This window comes from Candidatus Poribacteria bacterium (assembly GCA_021162805.1).
GTDB lineage: Bacteria > Poribacteria > WGA-4E > B28-G17 > B28-G17 > JAGGXZ01.
On sequence record JAGGXZ010000199.1, the window covers coordinates 1 to 18,888 of the forward strand.

General features: G+C 53.4%; 15 protein-coding genes. 7 read left to right on the top strand and 8 right to left on the bottom strand.

The genetic code is table 11. The annotated features are described in order from the left end of the window. Positions 1 to 332 precede the first annotated feature (332 nt). Positions 333 to 1,331, top strand: coding sequence for a Gfo/Idh/MocA family oxidoreductase (locus tag J7M22_16135; GenBank protein ID MCD6508137.1), 999 nt, complete (start codon positions 333 to 335; stop codon positions 1,329 to 1,331). 25 nt (positions 1,332 to 1,356) lie between these two features. Beyond that, a complete protein-coding gene (locus J7M22_16140) occupies positions 1,357 to 1,707 on the top strand; it encodes a hypothetical protein (GenBank protein ID MCD6508138.1) in 351 nt (116 codons plus the stop codon). A 118-nt stretch (positions 1,708 to 1,825) separates the two neighbouring features. Here the strand turns inward: J7M22_16140 and J7M22_16145 are convergent, their stop codons facing one another. Next, on the bottom strand, positions 1,826 to 2,737 hold the full coding sequence (locus J7M22_16145) for a PEGA domain-containing protein (GenBank protein MCD6508139.1): 912 nt from the start codon (positions 2,735 to 2,737) through the stop codon (positions 1,826 to 1,828). A gap of 3 nt (positions 2,738 to 2,740) precedes the next feature. Beyond that, positions 2,741 to 4,114 carry a sulfatase gene (locus J7M22_16150; GenBank protein MCD6508140.1) on the bottom strand — a complete coding sequence of 458 codons (1,374 nt, stop codon included), beginning with the start codon at positions 4,112 to 4,114 and terminating at the stop codon, positions 2,741 to 2,743. A gap of 136 nt (positions 4,115 to 4,250) precedes the next feature. Between J7M22_16150 and J7M22_16155 the strand changes: the two genes are divergently transcribed. The 4 genes from J7M22_16155 (at position 4,251) to groL (ending at position 8,438) form a co-directional block, all read left to right on the top strand. Further along, entirely contained in the window at positions 4,251 to 5,381 is a 1,131-nt protein-coding gene (locus J7M22_16155) for an aldo/keto reductase (protein MCD6508141.1), read from the top strand. Positions 5,382 to 5,461: 80 nt separating this feature from the next. Beyond that, positions 5,462 to 6,307 carry an FAD/NAD(P)-binding protein gene (locus tag J7M22_16160; GenBank protein ID MCD6508142.1) on the top strand — a complete coding sequence of 282 codons (846 nt, stop codon included), beginning with the start codon at positions 5,462 to 5,464 and terminating at the stop codon, positions 6,305 to 6,307. Between the two features lie 196 nt (positions 6,308 to 6,503). Continuing rightward, positions 6,504 to 6,797, top strand: coding sequence for a co-chaperone GroES (groES, locus tag J7M22_16165; GenBank protein MCD6508143.1), 294 nt, complete (start codon positions 6,504 to 6,506; stop codon positions 6,795 to 6,797). Positions 6,798 to 6,818: 21 nt separating this feature from the next. After that, entirely contained in the window at positions 6,819 to 8,438 is a 1,620-nt protein-coding gene (groL, locus tag J7M22_16170) for a chaperonin GroEL (protein ID MCD6508144.1), read from the top strand. Positions 8,439 to 8,463: 25 nt separating this feature from the next. On the opposite strand, the gene J7M22_16175 is transcribed toward groL, so the two are convergent. From J7M22_16175 to rho, 6 genes are all read right to left on the bottom strand, one after another. Continuing rightward, the gene (locus tag J7M22_16175) at positions 8,464 to 10,197 is read right to left on the bottom strand and encodes an NFACT family protein (GenBank protein MCD6508145.1); all 1,734 of its coding nucleotides are present in this window, start codon (positions 10,195 to 10,197) and stop codon (positions 8,464 to 8,466) included. 4 nt (positions 10,198 to 10,201) lie between these two features. After that, complete coding sequence (prfA, locus tag J7M22_16180) at positions 10,202 to 11,293, bottom strand: peptide chain release factor 1 (GenBank protein ID MCD6508146.1); 1,092 nt, start codon at positions 11,291 to 11,293, stop codon at positions 10,202 to 10,204. Positions 11,294 to 11,308: 15 nt separating this feature from the next. Next, positions 11,309 to 11,836, bottom strand: coding sequence for a chromate transporter (locus tag J7M22_16185; protein MCD6508147.1), 528 nt, complete (start codon positions 11,834 to 11,836; stop codon positions 11,309 to 11,311). After that, entirely contained in the window at positions 11,823 to 12,713 is an 891-nt protein-coding gene (locus tag J7M22_16190) for a DUF1385 domain-containing protein (GenBank protein MCD6508148.1), read from the bottom strand. Before J7M22_16190 ends, J7M22_16185 begins: the two co-directional genes overlap by 14 nt. Positions 12,714 to 12,811: 98 nt before the next feature. Then, complete coding sequence (gene rpmE / locus J7M22_16195) at positions 12,812 to 13,024, bottom strand: 50S ribosomal protein L31 (protein MCD6508149.1); 213 nt, start codon at positions 13,022 to 13,024, stop codon at positions 12,812 to 12,814. A 7-nt stretch (positions 13,025 to 13,031) separates the two neighbouring features. Beyond that, entirely contained in the window at positions 13,032 to 14,312 is a 1,281-nt protein-coding gene (rho, locus tag J7M22_16200; protein ID MCD6508150.1) for a transcription termination factor Rho, read from the bottom strand. A gap of 343 nt (positions 14,313 to 14,655) precedes the next feature. On the opposite strand from rho, the gene J7M22_16205 reads away from it, so the two are divergent. Beyond that, positions 14,656 to 18,804, top strand: coding sequence for a GAF domain-containing protein (locus J7M22_16205; protein MCD6508151.1), 4,149 nt, complete (start codon positions 14,656 to 14,658; stop codon positions 18,802 to 18,804). Positions 18,805 to 18,888 lie beyond the last annotated feature (84 nt).

An 18,888-nucleotide genomic window follows, 5' to 3' on the forward strand; every position in this document is an offset into this window, starting at 1 on the left:
GCGGAGATTTTTAAAGCTACCGTCCGCAGTCGGCAGTCCGCCGTCCGCCGTTATTCCGCTGCGGACCGCGGACGGTGGACGGCGGACAATTAGCCATAGATACTACACTCAAGGGAAATAAGAGCGATCAACTTTATCAGGGTGGAAGATCGCATAAGAAATTTATCGATAACAGAGGGATGGTTCACAATTAGGGTGACAATTTCCGCCGTTGAGGCGCAAAGCCTTGCGCCCTTTGTAGGGGCTAGGTATTTAGGGGAGAATGCCTAGCCCCTCGAGGTATGGTATAATAGACCACGGATTCAAAGACCTGAAGGCTTAGAGGTAGAGGGATGCTCAGGGTTGGAGTAGCTGGATGTGGTGGGATAGGGTTGATACATTCAAAGGCGTATCAATCCCATCCAAACGCGCAATTGGTCTGTGTCTGCGATATCATCAAGGAGAAGGCCGACTCAAGGGCGCGCGAGCTCGGCGTCAAGCCCTATTACTCCGTCCAGGAGATGCTCGAGAGGGAGGAGCTCGACGCCGTAGGGGTCATAACCGCCGATCACCTGCATTTCAAGCCGACGATGGAGGCGCTGGAGGCGGGGAAACACGTCCTCGTCGAAAAGCCGCTCTCGCTGGACATCTGGGAGGCCGAGCAGATGGTGGGGAAAGCGAAGGAGAAAGGGGTGTTCCTGGCGATTAACTACAACCGCAGGTTCTCCAAGCCCTATCTCCGAGCTAAGAAGCTGGTCGATGAGGGGGCTATCGGGAAGGTGGCCTATGTGATGATGAAGCTCTCCCAGGGCGGACCCGCAAGCTCATCCAAGGGCAGATATTACCTGCTTTTTGAGCTCGAGACACACGCCATAGACCTCATGAGGTATTTCGGGGGCGAGATAACGGAGGTGTGCGCGACGATGGCCGCCCCAAGGGCCGATCAGGCCAGACCGAACGAGGAGGCCACCTACACCAGCATCGCCATAAGCGTCAAGTTCGAAAACGAGGCCGTCGGAACCCTTATGGCCAGCTGGGACAGCTCTTTCACCCACCCGATAGAGCTTATGGAGATATGTGGGACCAAGGGATACCTGCAGGTCGAGAACATCGTCGAAGGGGTCAAGCTCTTCCCTCACGGCGATGAAACGGTGCGCTCCTGGAGGCCCAATATCTTTTCGACGGGGGATCTGACGTTCAACAAGATCTTCGAAAACCGAGTCCATGCCTTCGTTGACGATGTGCTGGCTGGAAGGGAGCCCGCTCCCACCGGCGAGGACGGGCTTAAGGCCTTATACGTCGTCAGGGCGGCGATAGAATCGTTTGAGGGAAAGAAGGTAGTTGAGCTTTAACCTCATCGCCCCCTTGGGACAATCTATGAGGCACTCGAGACATCTGATACATTATTACCGGATCTCACAGGATACCACCGAGGTCCATATCGTCTCCAGCGCCGATGGGATCGTCTGGTCTTTCGTTCCGGGAGGGGCTGTCATCTCCCCCGGCTCTCCAGGGAGCTGGGACGGCGGTTGCATCTTCGCCAAAAACGATCTGGTTCCCCTGCCCGATGGACGGGTAGCGTTGCCCTATACGGGCTATCCCGTACCGCACAAATATCCAAGGGCGAAAAGGGTCGTCTCTCCGCTATTGAGGCGGAGGAGACGGGCGAGCTCGCCCTCGCAGGGCTTTTCGTTGCGGACGCCGATCCGATCGTGGGGGATCACCTAGGGAGGTATTCCAGTTGGCGCGGCGAGGAGAAGCTCAGCTGTTCGCCGGACTCACCCGTCCTGATACGGTTCAGAATGCGCGCCGCCGAGCTGTTTAGTGTCGAGTTTGTCTGAATAGATCATCGTGCCACCCAGTTATCCCCTTTGATCCCTATTTTGACCCTTTTGCCGTGCCTGACTATGACGCGACGTATTATCTCCTTAAACCCGTCCCGCTTGATCGTCACAGTATGCTCACCTTCCGGAACCCTTCTGATCAGAATCGGTGTCTCACCCTTTTCGATCCCGTCCAGGAAAACCCTACCATATGGGAAAGCGTTAACGGAAATGGAACCATAGCGGATGATCCTCTTCAATTTCACATCGATCCTCTTCTTGTATGGGACGAGCAGGAGGTCTCTGTATGGCTCATATCCGTTGAGCATGATCTCCACAAGATATCTCCCGGCTTTCAACTCAAGCGTGATTGGGGTTTCACCTTGATATCTATCATCCAGATAAACCTTCGCCTTGGGAGGGGTGGAGGTTACGGGAATTTTATACTTCGGCGGGATGGGCTTGAGGTTTATAGGTGGTATCGGCTTGAGATATTCGCCCGCTATCATCAGGGAAGAGTTGTAGTCCAGGAAACCGTCCTTATGTAATTTGAACTTGTGTATGCCTGGCTTCAGATCGACCGCCTGTGGGGTTTTTCCGATATATCGATCGTCGATGTAGAGATCGGCTCCTGACGGGTTGGAATTTATCATAACCGGGAGTTTGAGGACGAGCTTCAGCTCCTGCCGTGCTTTGAGCTTTATCTCACGTCTAACCCTGCCGTAGCCCCTTTTATATACCTCCACCTTGTGTTTTCCGATAATCAACCTCTCAAAGAGAGGGGTTTCACCTCTGGTTTTATCGTCTACATCGACGATCGCCTCATTCGGGAATGAGGTCACGATGAGCAATCCGGATAGATACCTGTAATAGATAAACGCCCCACCTATTCCGAGGATCACCAGGAGGATCAGAATAAGGATCGATTTTCTCACGTTTTACCTCCGTCCAGGTCTATCGTCTATATCACCTCTGTCCCTGGGAGACATCGCTTTCCACATCTCAAACCTCCTCTTCACCGAGTTAGCTGCGGAGCTCTTAGCAGCTTCTATCCTTAGGGGATCAGGTCTCCCACCTACCTCAGCATCCAACCATCTGAGGTATTCTGCCCTTAGCTCCTCGAAGATATCCCCGTTCTGTGCGGAGACATCCTTGCTTTCATCGGGATCATCGAGCCTGTCAAAAAGTTCCCAGTCTTTTGCCTCTGTGAGCATTCCCGGAGCATATGTGCGCATGAGCGTCCATCGTTTCGTCCGATACGCCCTTTGGGCGGACCAGAGACCCTGGTTCGTGACGACGAACTCCCTGTGCTCGGTGGTCTCCCCGCGGAGAATCGGCCAGAGGCTTTTGCCCTCGAAGGATTCGGGGACATTTACCCCAAAGGCTTCGAGCACCGTAGGGGCGATGTCCGTGTGCTGAACGAAAGCGGAGACCGTCTGTGCTTTTACCCTGCCCGGCGCCCAGATAAAAAACGGCACATGAGCCACCTGTTCGTAGGCGTCCATATGATCGAAGTATACGCCGTGTTCTCCTCTGAGAGCCTCCCCATGATCGGAGGTGAAGATGATTATCGTGTCATCCAGTACCTTCTCCCTCTCCAGAGCTTCGAGTACGTCGCCGAAATGTTCGTCCGCGTAATTTATCTCGGCGTCATATTGAGCTATAGGATACTCGATGTCCGTGAGCCCCTCCTTTAATTCCGGCACCGCTCCACCGGAGATGAAGAAATACATGAGCGGTCGAGATCGGAGGTCCTCAAGGGATTTATTCGATGGATCATATGGATCGCCGGAGTAGAACTTCCCCAGATACCTTTTGGGTACGAGATTATAAGGCGTATGTGGGTCCCAATAATGAAGGAAGAGGAAGAACTCCCGATGAGCGTATGCCTTAATCCAAGGAATCGCCTCCTTGTTCACATCCTCACAACTGACGTGTTGAAGCCATTTACCGATGTTCGGCTGGATATAGTGGATGAAACCCTGAGCGAACCAACGGCGAAATCGATAAAGAGTGCTTATAGCCGCTGTCAGTATCCCCTTCTTCGCTAGAAGGGCCGGGAAGGTATCCAGTCGACTTGGAATCGTCTCCTCAGGTTGGCCATGTGTGACGATCCCCGTTTTAATGCCGCGCTGTCCCGTAAAAGTAGCCGTATAACACGGTTGTGTGGGAACATCCGTGGCGTAGCAATTCGTGAAGATCGTTCCCTCACGTGCCAACTCATCGAGAATCGGCGTCGTCTTCCTCGGATAGCCGTTGAACGAGGCATGATCATATCTCATGGTGTCAAAAAAGACCAGTATTACCCTCATCGTGAAACCTCCGATGGGTTTTTACCTGATTTTACACCCCTGGCGTTTTTCTGTCAATTCCTTACCTCACTTGATTTTCGCCTTCTCTTTCTGTTAGAATTTCACCGTAAAACCCAGGCAGAGAGGAGGGGGAAAGATGCAGTACCGCGAATACGGCAACACGGGCATCAAGTTGTCCGCCCTCGGATTCGGATGCATGAGGTTCCCCACCGATGAGAACAGAAGGATCAAAGAGGACGAATCCATCGAGATGCTGAAGTACGCCTACGAACACGGGGTTAACATCTTCGATTCCGCCGCCGTCTATAACGGAGGCGATTCGGAGAGGGTGCTCGGAAAGGCTGTCAAGGGGATGGACAGGAGCAGGATCTACATCTCGACCAAGAACCATTACAAGGGGGCCGATGCGGGCGAGTGGCGCAGGACGCTGGAAGGGTCTCTTGAGAGGTTAGACATAGATTACATAGATTTCTACCACATGCACGACCTGAGGTTGAACCAGTTCATAGAGGGGATCATCGTCAAGGGAGGGCCGCTTCAGGAGGCGCTTAAGGCAAAGGAAGAGGGCCTGATAAGACATCTCTGTTTCTCCTCACATGATGATCCCGAAAACGTCAAGAAGATGATCAACACGGGATATTTTGAAGGGATCCTGGTTCAATACAACATACTGGACCGCGCCTATGAAGATGTTATAGCTCATGCCCGCCAAAAAGGCCTGGGAATTCTGGTCATGGGACCCGTAGGAGGAGGTAGGTTGGCCGCGCCATCGGAGCAGATCCAGAAGCTTATCCCCGGCGGCGCTAAAACCTCCGCGGAGGCGGCACTGAGATTTGTCCTGGCCAACGAAAACGTCACCACAGCCCTTTCAGGCATGAGCTCGATGCAGATGGTCGTGGAGAACATCGAAACCGCTTCCCGCACGGAACCGCTTTCTGAGGACGAGAAAAGACATATGGCTGAGATGCTGGAACAGGTGCGGAAACTTGCCGAGCTCTACTGTACCGGATGCGGGTATTGCATGCCGTGCCCCAACGGCGTTGATATCCCGGCCAATTTCAGGGCTATGATATACTACAAGGTATACGGCCTGAAGGATTACGCCAAGAGCGAATACAGACGGCTTAAGAACAGAAAGGTGAACGGCGAGCCTAAACCGGCTTCAGCCGATGTATGCGTTGAGTGTGGACAATGTGAGGCTAAATGTCCGCAGAACATCCCGATCATCAAACAGCTCAAGGAGGTCGCCGAAGTGCTCGGCGCGTGATCGAAACGGTAGGAGAGGGGAAATGGGGATGGCATTCCCCCTTTCTCCTCCCCTGCCTTCGAGAAAGCAGGGATGGAAGGATGAAAAACCCCTTTTTGCCATTACCTGTGAAGATATCCAAGATCAAAGTCGAGACCGATGATGGTAGGATAAAGAGCTTCGATCTCCAGTTCATCGATGAAGAAGAGGCAGCTCGATTTAAATATATGCCCGGCCAGTTCATCGAAGTCTCTGTTTTAGGTGTTGGCGAGGCACCTATGGGCATAGCCTCTTCACCGGTTGAGGAGGAATCCTTGAGGATAACCGTCACGCGGATCGGCTCGGTCACATCAGCCCTACATGATAAGCTCGAAGGATCGATTATCGGTGTCCGTGGGCCTTTGGGGAATCACTATCCGCTGGATCAATTTGAGGGAAAGGATATCATAATCATAGGCGGAGGATTCGGCTTCACCACGCTCCGTTCGCTCATCCTATACATGATCCATTCTGAAAATAGGGGGCGTTTCGGAAAGGTGACCGTTATCTATGGTGCAAGGGAACCGGGTCTTTTCCTATATAAGGATGAACTGGCCGAATGGGAGAAAAGGAAGGATCTGGATTTGATCCTAACGATAGATAAACCGGCGGAGGGGTGGAAAGGCAGGATCGGATTCGTGACGGATGTGCTAAAGGACCTCTCTCCTCCGGCGGAGAACACCTACGCTGTGGCCTGCGGCCCGCCGGCCATGATCAGATTCTGTTCCAAGCTTCTTCTCGATTTGGGTTTCCCCCCCGAGAGGATCATCACGTCGCTGGAGATGAAGATGAAATGCGGTGTAGGCCTGTGTGGCAGATGTAACGTGGGGAACCTCTATGTGTGCAAGGACGGACCGATATTCACCTTCAAGCAGCTTCAAGAGGCGAGGGAGGCGGTATCAAAATGACACTCTTCTCCCCGATTTGTCAACTTGACACAATCCATCGGATCGGATAGGGTGTCAAAATGACCCTTCTCCTCGCTTTCATAATCGATAACCCGCGTGATACGAGCGATCGATACGATGGCATGAGTATTGCTTATTACATAATCGCTTGATCGGTTCCCTCCAAAATTCCGATCTGCAAAGGAGGATGAGATCTATGCCGATAAAACCCCTTTATGACAGGATTCTGGTCAAGAGGGTTGAGGAGGAAGAGGAGAAGGTCGGCAACATAATCATCCCGGACACCGCCAAAGAGAAACCGCAGGAAGGCGTCGTGATAGCCGTCGGTGAGGGCAAGGTTCTCGAAAACGGCGACAGGGTTACTCCCACTGTCAGCCCCGGCGATAGGGTCCTCTTCGGCAAGTATGCTGGGACGGAGATAAAGTATGAGGGTGAGGAGTATCTGATAATGCGCGAGGAGGATATCCTCGCCAAAGTCGTTAACGAGTAAAAGGAAGGAGGGTGAGAATAAATGGCAGCAAAACAGCTTGCTTTCAGTGAGGAGGCGAGGAATTCGATAAGAAGGGGCGTTGATATCCTGGCCAATGCCGTCAAGGTTACCCTTGGGCCCCGAGGGAGAAACGTCGTGATAGAGAAGAAGTTCGGAGCGCCCACGGTGACCAAGGACGGTGTCACCGTCGCCAAGGAGATAGAGCTTGAGGACCCATATGAGAACATGGGCGCTCAGATGGTCAGGGAGGTGGCCTCCAAAACCAGCGATGTGGCGGGAGATGGCACCACTACGGCGACGGTCCTGGCTCAGGCGATCTATCGCGAGGGGCTGAAGAACGTCGCCGCCGGAAGAAACCCGATGAGCCTCAAACGGGGGATCGATAAGGCGGTCGAGGCCGTCGTCAAGAAGTTAGGTGAGATAAGCAGGGATGTGTCCGATAAGAGCGAGATCGCTCACGTCGCCGCTGTCTCGGCCAATAACGATATGAAGGTGGGCGAGATCATCGCCGACGCCATGGAGAAGGTCGGCAAGGACGGGGTTATCACCGTTGAGGAGGCCAAGAGCCTGGAGACAACCCTGGAGTTCGTCGAGGGAATGCAGTTCGACAGAGGGTATCTCTCCCCCTACTTCATCACCGATCCGGAGAGGATGGAGGCGGTTTTAGAGGAGCCGCTCATACTGATCTTCGAGAAGAAGATCAGCGCCCTGAAAGATATCGTCCCGCTGTTGCAGAGGGTCGCTGAGATGGGCAAATCCCTTCTGATCATCGCCGAGGACGTAGAAGGCGAGGCGCTGGCAACGCTGGTCGTGAACAAGATCCGCGGCACGCTCCGCTGCGCTGCCGTTAAGGCCCCCGGATACGGCGAGAGACGTAAGGCGATGTTGCAGGACATAGCGATCCTGACCGACGGCAAGTTCATCTCCGAAGATCTGGGGATCAAGCTGGAAAACGTGACGATCAACGACCTCGGCAGTGCCAAGAAGGTGGTCATTACCAAGGACGATACCACCATCATCGAGGGCGCCGGCAGCAAGGAAGCCATAATGGGTCGGATCCAGCAGATACGCAAACAGATCGAGGAGACGACCTCCGATTACGACCGTGAGAAGCTCCAGGAAAGGCTGGCCAAGCTCGCCGGTGGCGTCGCCGTCATTAAGGTCGGAGCGGCGAGCGAGGTGGAGATGAAGAATAAGAAGGCGCTCTTCGAGGACGCCATGCACGCCACCAGAGCGGCGGTCGAGGAGGGGATCGTCCCCGGCGGAGGAGTGGCGCTTCTGAGATGTATACCCGCCCTGGATGAGCTGAAGGTCGAGGACGAGGACGAACAGGTGGGGATCAACATAGTCAGAAGGGCACTCGAGGAGCCGATCCGCCAGATCGCTCGCAACGCCGGAAAGGAGGACTCAGTCATCGTCGAGAAGGTTCGCAGCGCTGACTTCGCAATAGGATATGACGCCGCCAAGGATGAGATCGTCGACATGTTCAAGGCGGGTATCATCGATCCGACCAAGGTAGTCAGGACCGCCCTCCAGAACGCGGCAAGCGTCGCCGGACTGATGATCACCACCGAGGCGCTCGTGGCCGAGATACCCGAAAAGGAAAAGGAAAAAGCGCCGACGCCGCCTGACATGTATTGATGATTCTTCCCCCTGCCCGGAGGGTTCATCCCTCCGGGTTAACCCTCTCCCTTAAAAGCCTTGGCTCGACGAAAAGGGTTTTCTCATGGGTGTAGATCACAAATCCCTCCTTAGCACCTTTGGGCTTGGTTACATACTTGGCAAGCGTGTAGTCTACGGGAACATGGCTTGAGTGTTTCGCCTTACTAAAATAGGCCGCCAGAGACGCCGCCTCAAGTAGAGTGGGCACCGGGATTTCCCTGCCCTCTGGATTCCGTATGAGCACATGTGATCCCTGAATGTTCTTGGCATGGAGCCATATATCGTTTTTGTTGGCAAATCGGAGGGTCAGGAGATCGTTCTCCCTGTTGTTCCTCCCGACCAATATCTCAAATCCGTTCGATGAGATGAACCTTCTAAACGGCTCCGATTCCCTCTCCTTTCTCCTCCCCCCTTTTGCCTCTTCCCTTCTCATCCACCCACGCCTTACCAAATCCTCTTTCAACCGATCGAGCTCCGCCTGCGATCTTAAATCCTCAACTTCCTTGATCATCTCATCGAGCAGTTGCAACATCTTTTCTTGATCGGCGATCACATTTGCGAGCTTAACCCGTGCCCTCTTGGCCTTGGCATACCGTTTGAAGTAAAGCTGTGCGTTTTGGGTGGGCGAAAGCTCAGGGGAAAGTTCCACTCTGATCGGCCTAAGCTGCGGGTCATAGAAGTTCTGAAGCATAACCTCGGTTTCGCCCTTTCTTATCGATTTCAAGTTTGATAATATCAATTCCCCTTTGATCCTCATGGTCTCAGCATCCTCCGCCCTTTCCATCTGCATCTGAAGCTCATTTAGCTTCTCAGATATAACCTTTCTACGCCTCCTGAGCCTTGCTATAAGCTGTGATCTCTCCGTGAGAAATCTCTCCCGCTCTATCACCCTTGCGTGAAACCTCTCCAGCGCTTCGCTCATCGAGCTGAAGAAGACCGGTCGAGCCCCCTGAGCTTCGAACTGCCTCAGCCTTAACGGCCCAACGGCAACGGGTTTCCCGTCTCGATCGAGCATGACGCACGGATGACCGTCCCCGATTTCATCCCTTATCGCCTCGATCACCTCCACATATGCCTCCCACATTTTCTCAGGATCGTCCACCCCTGCTCGAAAGATCACCTCTCTGGCGATGACAGGGCTGAAACCATCGATAGAAGCTACTATGGCTTTGTCAGGCTGATTCGGCCTTTCCCTTATAACATCTAGAAACTCCTCCCTTGTCAGCCGGAAGGGGTCTAACTTCGGCTTTTGAGGCGGCGGGATATAATCCAGACCGGGGAGAACTTCCCTGTAGGAACTAAGGCTTGAATCTATATGTTTGATGCTCTCAAGTATCTTCCCGGTATCGAGGTTAACCAGGATGATGTTGCTATGTTTGCCCATAAACTCGCATATCAGAAGCCTGGGCTCTTTACGCAGCAGGTCACCCTGTGGTTGTACCTCGATATGTACGATCCTGTCCAACCCTATCTGTTCAATCCTGTTTACCGTTCCTCGCATCAGGTGGGTCATGAGGAAATCGGAAAAATGGCGTCTCTCCCTTTCCTTCACTTTGGGCATCCTCGGGATGAGGTGGATCCTGGCATGGACGGGATGTGCTGAGATGAGGAGAGCGTATGGGCCGATCCGTATCGCGATCTCATAGCTCTCGGTCTGGGCGATATGTCTGATCTGATTGCCCACCAGCGGCTGGAGCTCACTTATGAGCCTGTGAAGGCTGAAGCTGTCAAAAGCCATACGATCAATTCCCCTCGATCTGCAACTGCTTGAGCCTCTCGGCCTGATCGGCCAGGATGAGTGGCTCGATTATCAGATCCAGATCGCCCTCCATTATGGCGTCAAGCTTATAAAGTGTCAGGTTTATCCGGTCGTCAGTGACCCTGTTTTGGGGGAAGTTATACGTCCTGATCCGCTCGCTTCTGTCACCCGATCCCACCATATTCCTCCTGGCGATAGCCCTTTGCGATTCCATCTCTCTCTGTTTCATATCCAGCAGCCTTGCCCTGAGGATCTTAAGCGCTTTGGCCTTGTTCTTATGCTGAGAGCGTTCGTCCTGGCATGTGACGACTATTCCGGTAGGGATGTGGGTGATCCTGACCGCTGAATCGGTCGTGTTGACATGTTGGCCGCCGTGTCCGGAGGAGCGATACACGTCTACGCGCAGATCCTCATCTCGTATCTCCACATCCACCTCTTCAGCTTCCGGTAACACGGCGACTGTGACGGCGGAGGTGTGAATCCTGCCGCCCGTTTCCGTAACAGGAATCCTTTGGACCCGATGCACACCCCCTTCAAACTTAAGCCTGCTGTAGGCTCCTTGTCCCTCTATCGCGAAGATGATCTCCTTGAATCCCTTAAGCTCCGTCGGATGGGAATTCATGATCTCGACCTGCCATCCCTTTCTCTTGGCGTATTTGGTATACATTCTGAAGAGATCAGCGGCGAAAAGCGCTGCTTCCTCCCCACCTGTTCCCGCTCTGATCTCCATTATGACGTTGCGCTCGTCGTTGGGGTCCTTCGGAATGAGGAGTAGCTTCAGCTCATCTTCTATCCTCTCACGCTCATCCTGAAGTTTCTTGAGCTCATCTCTGAGAAAATCTATCATCTCCTCATCCCTTTCCGTCTCCAGTATCGCTTTGGCATCGTTTATATCCTTGAGAACCGATTTCAGTCTCTCGTAGGTCTCTATCACAGGAGATACCTCGGCAAGCGCTCTGGAAAGCTGCTGGATCTTGCGAGGGTCAGAGAGCACCTCAGGATCTAACATCTTCCTTTCAATTTCAGCGTATCTTCTCTCGATCTCATCGAGTTTGGGCTGTAACTTCTCCAGCATTTCCACCACCACACATTATGGTTTTATCAGATACGTCAGGCCAATGATGGCCGCTCCCAGGATGATCTTTATGGGGGACACTCCGACGAAGGCCATGAGTCCGAACGCTGCCGTTAATATGACATATCCCCTGGCATCTACCACAGCGCCGGTATTCAGGAACTTATAGGCGGCGACGGCTATGAGCGCTACGACGGCCGGTTTGATCCCCCTGAGAATCGCCTCGACGGCCCTTGAATCCTTGAACTTCAGGAAGAAGAAGGATACGATCCCCATCATCAGGGCGCTGGGAAGGATGTATCCCACAACCGCCGAGATGGCCCCCGGAACTCCCGCCACCTTGTATCCCGTGTAGACGGCCAATTTAACTGTAATCGGCCCGGGAAGGGCGCTGGCGACGGACCACCCATCCTGGAAATCCTCCATGCTCATCCATCCCCTTGATACGACCTCCTGCTGAATGGCAAAGGCGAGAGCATGACCGGCACCGAAGATGAAGGTTCCCATCTTCAGAAATATAGCGAAGATCTTAAGATATATCACCTCTCTCCTCCGATCTTACGAGCTCCTTAAGTGCGCTTATGGCCACTTGAAGCTGATCGGATGACGGTTCCCTCGTGGTTAGCCTCTGTAGAAGCAACCCTGGAGCGATAACGATCCGCATAATCCCGCTCTGAGACCTCTTGGAGGCCAACCGGATCACCTCATACGATATCCCCGCTATCAACGGTATGAGAACCACCCTGCTTCCGAAGCGGATGAAATAGGAACTGGGTTTACCGAGTATGGAGAAGACGAGGATGCTGACGACCATGACGGTCAGGAGGAAGGCCGTGCCACAGCGGGGATGAAGTGTGGAGTATTTCGACGCGTTTTCTACGGATAGCTCCTCTCCCGATTCATAGGCGTATATGGATTTATGCTCTGCCCCGTGATATTCGAAAACCCTCCTTATATCCGGCATAAGCGATATGGCGAGGATATAACCGAAAAACATCACCAGTCTGATGAATCCGTCTATCAGGTTAAACGCCCAACCCTTATCTGTCACCTCCCCCGCCAGAAAGGCCGGGAGGATCACAAAGAGGCCGAGACCGAGAACAAAGCTTATAAGCAGGGTGAGCGTCATGGCGAAATTGCTCAGCCCTTTCTCACCTTTCCTTTCATCTTCCTCGATCGCCTCCTGGGCCGAATATGTCAATGCCTTCATTCCGATCAGGAGGGACTCTATCAGCACGACGATCCCTCGCAGGAGCGGTTTTTTCAGAACAGGAAACCTTTCGGCGGGAGAGTTTATCCTTTCGGATTTTATCGATATATCCCCTCTTGGGGTACGAACGGCCACGACGTATCGGGATCGGGATCGCATCATCACGCCTTCGATGACCGCCTGGCCGCCGACATGTTCAAGCCTCTCCATGAGAACCACCACGTCACGTATAAACTGAAGGAGACACGAGGGAGATATCCCCCCTTCGTATCTCCTCGATCGATCCGTTTCCGATCTATGAGCCGAGCCTATACCTCTATGTCGTATTTCTTATACTTCTCCCTGAACTTTTCAATTCGCCCGGCGGTATCCACCAGTTTACGTTGGCCGGTATAGAAGGGATGACATTTAGCGCATACTTCGACCTTGATCTCCGCCTTTGTCGAGAGCGTCTTAAAGGTGTTACCACAGACGCAGGTGACCGTGGCCTCGACCAGTTTGGGATGAATCTCCGGTTTCATCTCCTCCTCACCTTCCTCCTTTCATTGATTCGAGAAATTCTTCGTTGTTCCTGGTCTTTCCCATTCTCTCAAGGAAAAGCTCCATGGACTCAGCGAGGTTTAACTGGCTGAGAAATTTTCTCAAGATCCAGACCTTATTTAAGGTATCCTCGTCCAGGAGCAGTTCCTCCTTTCGGGTCTTAGATGTATTGATGTCGATGGTCGGGAATATACGTCTATCGAGGAGGGTTCTGTCGAGGTGGATCTCCATATTTCCCGTTCCTTTGAACTCCTCGTAGATGATATCGTCGGCCTTACTGCCTGTCTCGACCAAGCAGGTGGCGATTATGGTCAGACTACCTCCCTCCTCGATATTTCTGGCAGCGCCGAAAAACCTTTTCGGTCTTTGAAGCGCTGTTATATCTATGCCGCCGGTAAGAGTCCTTCCGGTATGAGGTGCGATGGCGTTGCAGGCGCGAGCGTATCTGGTAAGGCTATCCAGCAGTATTACCACATCTTTGCCGTATTCGACCATCCTTTTAGCTCTCTCCAGCACCATCTCGGCCACCTGAACATGTCGCTCAGGAGGTTCGTCGAAAGTCGAGCTTATCACTTCAGCCTTGACCGATCTTTCGAAATCGGTCACCTCTTCCGGTCGCTCATCTATCAGCAGCACGAGGATGTGAACCTCATCGTGATTGGCGGCGATACCGTGAGCGATGTTCTTCAGCAGCTCCGTTTTGCCGGCATACGGCGGCGCTACGATCAATCCCCTTTGACCTTTCCCGACCGGAACCATCAGGTCCATTATCCTGGTCGAGAACTCCTTGGGATTGTGCTCCAGCTTCAACTTTTCGCACGGATATATGGGTGTCAGGTTCTCAAAAAGCGGCCTATCCTTGGCGAGTTCGGGATCCTCTCCGTTAACGGCCTCGATCCTCAGGAGGGCGAAGTAATGTTCCTCCTTATCACCACCCTTTTTAGGCGGCCTGATCTGACCGTAGATCTCATCGCCGGTTCGGAGGTTGAACTTGCGTATTTGGGCCGGGCCGACGTAGATATCGTCGGGGCTCTGAAGGTAGTTGTACTTGGGTGAGCGAAGGAAACCAAAGCCATCCGGTAAGGTCTCCAGCACACCTCCGCCGAACATCAGCCCGTTTTCCAACGCCTTTGCCTCCAGGATCTTGAATATCAGCTCCTGCTTGCGCATGTTGCTGTAACCGGTTATCCCCATCGCTCGCGCCATAGCCGCCAGCTCGGAGATAGTCATCTCCTTCAGTTTCCCGATGTCTAGGTTATTGATATCCATGTTTCGTTATCAGCCCCCTAAAGTCGAAGATTAAACCCCAAAAGGGAAAAACCTCAGGTAAGTCCGATCTAATAAAATCTTCTTTCATAGCAAAATGACACCTTATCAATCGCTGCCTAACTCCTCTGGGAGTGAAAGGTGGTGGGAATCACGTTCTAGCTGAAATTATACAAGATTTAATCCCAATCGTCAAGGAGAAGTTTTAACCGAACCGTTAAACCGTTAGACATCTTGCGTCGATCGGATCACCTGGGGTATAATACCTTATAAGATAAGATCATTACCATACCCCATCCCGCTTCGAGTGAGGAAAGACCCTCTACCATTTAGGAGGATGAGGTATATGGAGGAGGATGAAATCATCAGGGCTTTGTTGATAGAGGGTGACTTAGGTAACGCCGAGATACTGAGAGAAGCGCTAGCTGGGTCGAGCTTCGGCCAATTCGAGCTGATACACTGTCAGCAGTTTGAAACGGGGATGAACCGTCTCGCCGACGGCGACATAGACGTCGTGCTTTTGGATCTATCACTACAGGACATCGACGGATTTGAAGCCCTTTCTCAACTGCGATCGCGGATACCACAGGTGCCCGTCGTGGCGCTTGGGGAAGTCGACGACAGGACGATCGCCCTCAGAGCATTAGAAGAGGGGGCCCAAGACTATTGGGTTAAGGATAGGATAGTGGGTGACCTTCTGACCCGATCGTTGCGATATGCCGTCGAACGGCATAAAAGTCAGATGAGGGCTGAGCAGAGGCGGAGGGACGAAAGGTTGATCAGAGCAAATCGCTCCTGGAGAATGCTCAGCGAATGTAATCAGGCACTGATGTGGGCAAGCGATGAGTCTGGTCTACTCGATGAGATCTGCAGGATCGTGGTGGAGACCGGCGGATATCGCATGGCGTGGATCGGCTATGTCGAACACAACGGCGAGAAAAGCGTGCGACCGATGGCTCAAAGGGGTTTCGACGATGGATATCTGGAGAGCGTCAGAATCACATGGGATGAGAGCGAGACAGGGCGCGGGCCGACCGGAAGGGCCATCCGAACGGGTAGACCCTGTCTGATCAGGGATATCCTTCACGATCCCAACTACCGCCCGTGGCGCTCTGAGGCGATTCGACGGGGATATGAATCCTCGATAGCACTACCCCTCATCGCCGAGGATCGGGTTCTTGGCGCCCTGAACATCTATGCCGCTGAGCGGGATGCCTTCGACGACGATGAGATAGCGTTGCTGATGAGGTTGGCCGATAACCTCGCATATGGGATCGAAACGCTTCGGACAAAGGTGGAACATGATAAGCTAAGGGAGGAACTGGCGAGGCGGAATAGCGAGCTCATCACCCAATCCCGCATACTCAATGCTCTCCTACGCACCTGGGATCTGGATGAAAGGATCAATCTCATCCTGGACGAGGTGATGGAGTTCATGGATGTCGAGTTCGGATGGATCAGTCTGGTCGAGCGCGATCATCTCGTTATGCGCTCCTGGCGCGGGATCTCAGATGAATTGCGTATGCATGTCATGAGCTTTCACATAGATGAAGTCCCCGATTGGATGACGCTCCCACAGGTGATCCATGAAAGGATCAACGAGGAGGGGGCGCTGGAGGAGTTCGAGAAACGGGAGGGGATTCAGACGCTCGTCTCCATTCCGCTGACGATCACACATTCCGATGGTGAGATGGAGTGGCTGGGAACGATCGTATTGGCCAGCCGCTGGTATGAGGCTGTCGGCAGAGGGGACGTCAGGGTCCTCCAGAATCTGTCCGAGCAGCTTGCTCTGGCGATCGATCATGTGCGTCGGCTCCGAAAGGCCGAGGAGCGGCTTACGCGGCTCACCACCCTGCGGGACATCGATCGGGCCATCATCTCACGTCGGTCTATCCGCGATATCATACACACCGTTCTCGATAACGTTCCAGGGAAGCTGGGAGCGGATGCGGTGGCTCTCAGCATGTTCAACGGGGACGAGAAAGGGATGCGGCTCTTCGCCATGCGTCTGCCCAATGGAACGATCATAGAGGAGGAGGCTTTTACGCTCGCCGATAGCCTCTTACATTGGTTTGTGGATCGCCAGGAGCCGGTCATCATATACGATCTGACGCGGGACCCACGGCTACAGATGCATCACGATCTCATCCGCGATAACAACTTATCCTCGTATCTAGGAGTCCCCCTTGTGGTTCAGGATAAAACCATAGGCGTTCTGCATCTTCTGACGACGCATCCTAAGTTCTTTTCAACGGAAGATGTTGACTTCTTCCGCACGCTGGCGGGCCAGGCCGCTATCGCCTTGGAAAACGCCCGCCTGTTTCACATGGTTAATGAGGAAGCCAAGCTCAACTCCGCCCTGCTTAGGCTCGAGATGGCTCTGAGCGAGGCAAACGGCGTTCAAAACGTATGCGAAAGTGCAGCGGAATTGATCCCTCAGCTTTTCCACGTCCACTGCTATATCTTCCTCTGGGATGCCGATCGGGGCAGGTTGATCCCACCCTGTGTGCCGTCAGAGCTTCCGGATCTGCCATATGAAAAGTATGGTGGATTCGCCGATGTGATCCGCAGCCGGGAGACCGTGGTGGTTAAGAAAGTGACAGATCTTCCCTGTGGGGACAAGATAGCCAGCTTGATCGAGGCGGGGTCCTTCGTGTTGGCACCACTGAGCACAGGGGATGAACTCCTGGGCGTAGCATGTGTCTGCTGTAGCGAACCCGAGGGATTTTCAGAGAGCGATATAGGGATGATCGAAAAGGTGGCCAGGCGGATCTCCCAGGCCATCGTCCGTGAACGGGCTCGAGAAAGGGTTCAGATTCAGCTCTCCCGACTCACCATCCTCAATCGAATTGTGCGGTCCATGCTTGAACTCCATGATCTGAAAAGCATCCTACGAACCATGCTCGGCTACCTGGAAGGATCGTTGAACATCGAATATGGCTGTGTGTTGTTTTACGATGAGACCAGTGATACGGTAGAGCTGAACACGATCGGCTCGAAAGCTCAGCCGATCGTAGAGAAGCTGGGGTTTGAAGAGGGACGTGTCTTTCACGTCGAAAACACCGTTTTCCGTTCCGCACTGAGAGGCGAGGTCATACATACCCCTGATTTGACAAAGCTCGAAGATGCCTGTTATCGGAAATTCTCCGAGGCAGGGTTAGGCTCGATGCTGATCATCCCTCTGATGACCAGCGACAAGGCGATCGGACTGCTGGCCCTTGCACGCCGCGAGGTAAACGCCTTTGATGAAAGTGAAGTTGAATTCCTCAGGCAACTGGGGGAATATGTGGCCCTAGCGGTGTATCAGACGAAGCTCCACCTGGATCTTGAGAGCGCCTATGAGGAGTTGCGCCAGGCTCAAGAGGCGATGATGCAACAGGAGAGGCTCAAAGCGCTTGGACAAATGGCGTCGGGGATCGCCCATGACATCAATAACGCCCTCGCCCCTGTGATCGGATTTGCCGATATAATGCTCAGAAACGAACCGAACCTGAGCGATACCGCCAGACAGTACCTGAGGATCATCAAGACGGCGGGAGAGGATATAGTTAACATCGTCTCAAGAATGCGTGAATTCTATCGAAGCCGCGATGAGCGAGAGCCGCTGCTTCCTGTCGATCTGAACCGGATGGCCGAGCAGGTGATCGATCTGACGAGACCGAGATGGCGGGATATGCCCCAGGAAAGAGGCATCGTAATTGAAATGAAATTAGAGCTTCAGAAAGGACTGCCTTATATCATGGGGATCGAAAGCGAGATAAGGGAGGCTATGACCAACCTTGTGATCAACGCCGTGGACGCTATGCCGGAAGGGGGCCGGATCACGATCCGAACCCGATCGATCGACGATAGCGTCCTCGTGGAGGTCTCCGACACGGGCATAGGTATGGATGAGGAGACACGACGGAGATGCCTGGAACCCTTCTACTCCACAAAGGGGGAGCAGGGAACCGGATTGGGACTGGCGATGGTGTATGGGACCATGCAAAGACATGAGGGCGAGATAGAGATCGAAAGCGAATTGGGAAAGGGGACAACTATACGACTGATCTTCCCCGCACACAGAGCCGATGCCACCCCACAGGAAGCGGAGGAGAGGGGCGTGAACATACGACCGCTTAGGGTCCTGGTGATAGACGACGAACCCCTGTTGCGCAGATTGATGAAAGACATGTTGGAGGGCGAAGGTCATACGGTGGAAGTTGCCGATGGGGGAGAGGAGGGGCTGAACGCCTTTCGAGCTGCCATTGAAAGGAGAGAGCCGTTCGATCTGGTCATCACTGATCTCGGGATGCCTTACGTGGATGGCAGAGCGGTTGCAAGGACGGTTAAGGATGAGTCGCCCGAAACGACGGTGATCATGATGACGGGATGGGGCGCCAGGATGAGGGCTGAGGGAGAGATGCCCATCGAGGTGGATGCCGTGTTGAACAAACCGCCGAGGCTTGCTGTAATCCAGGAAACCCTGGCGAGGTTCTTCTCCGAGCAAAGGTGAGATATCCCTGCGGTGATACCTCCCATGATAACCCAATTTTCTGCCCTATAGGGGTGTAGCCTCATTATCCTTATCCCTTCTGAT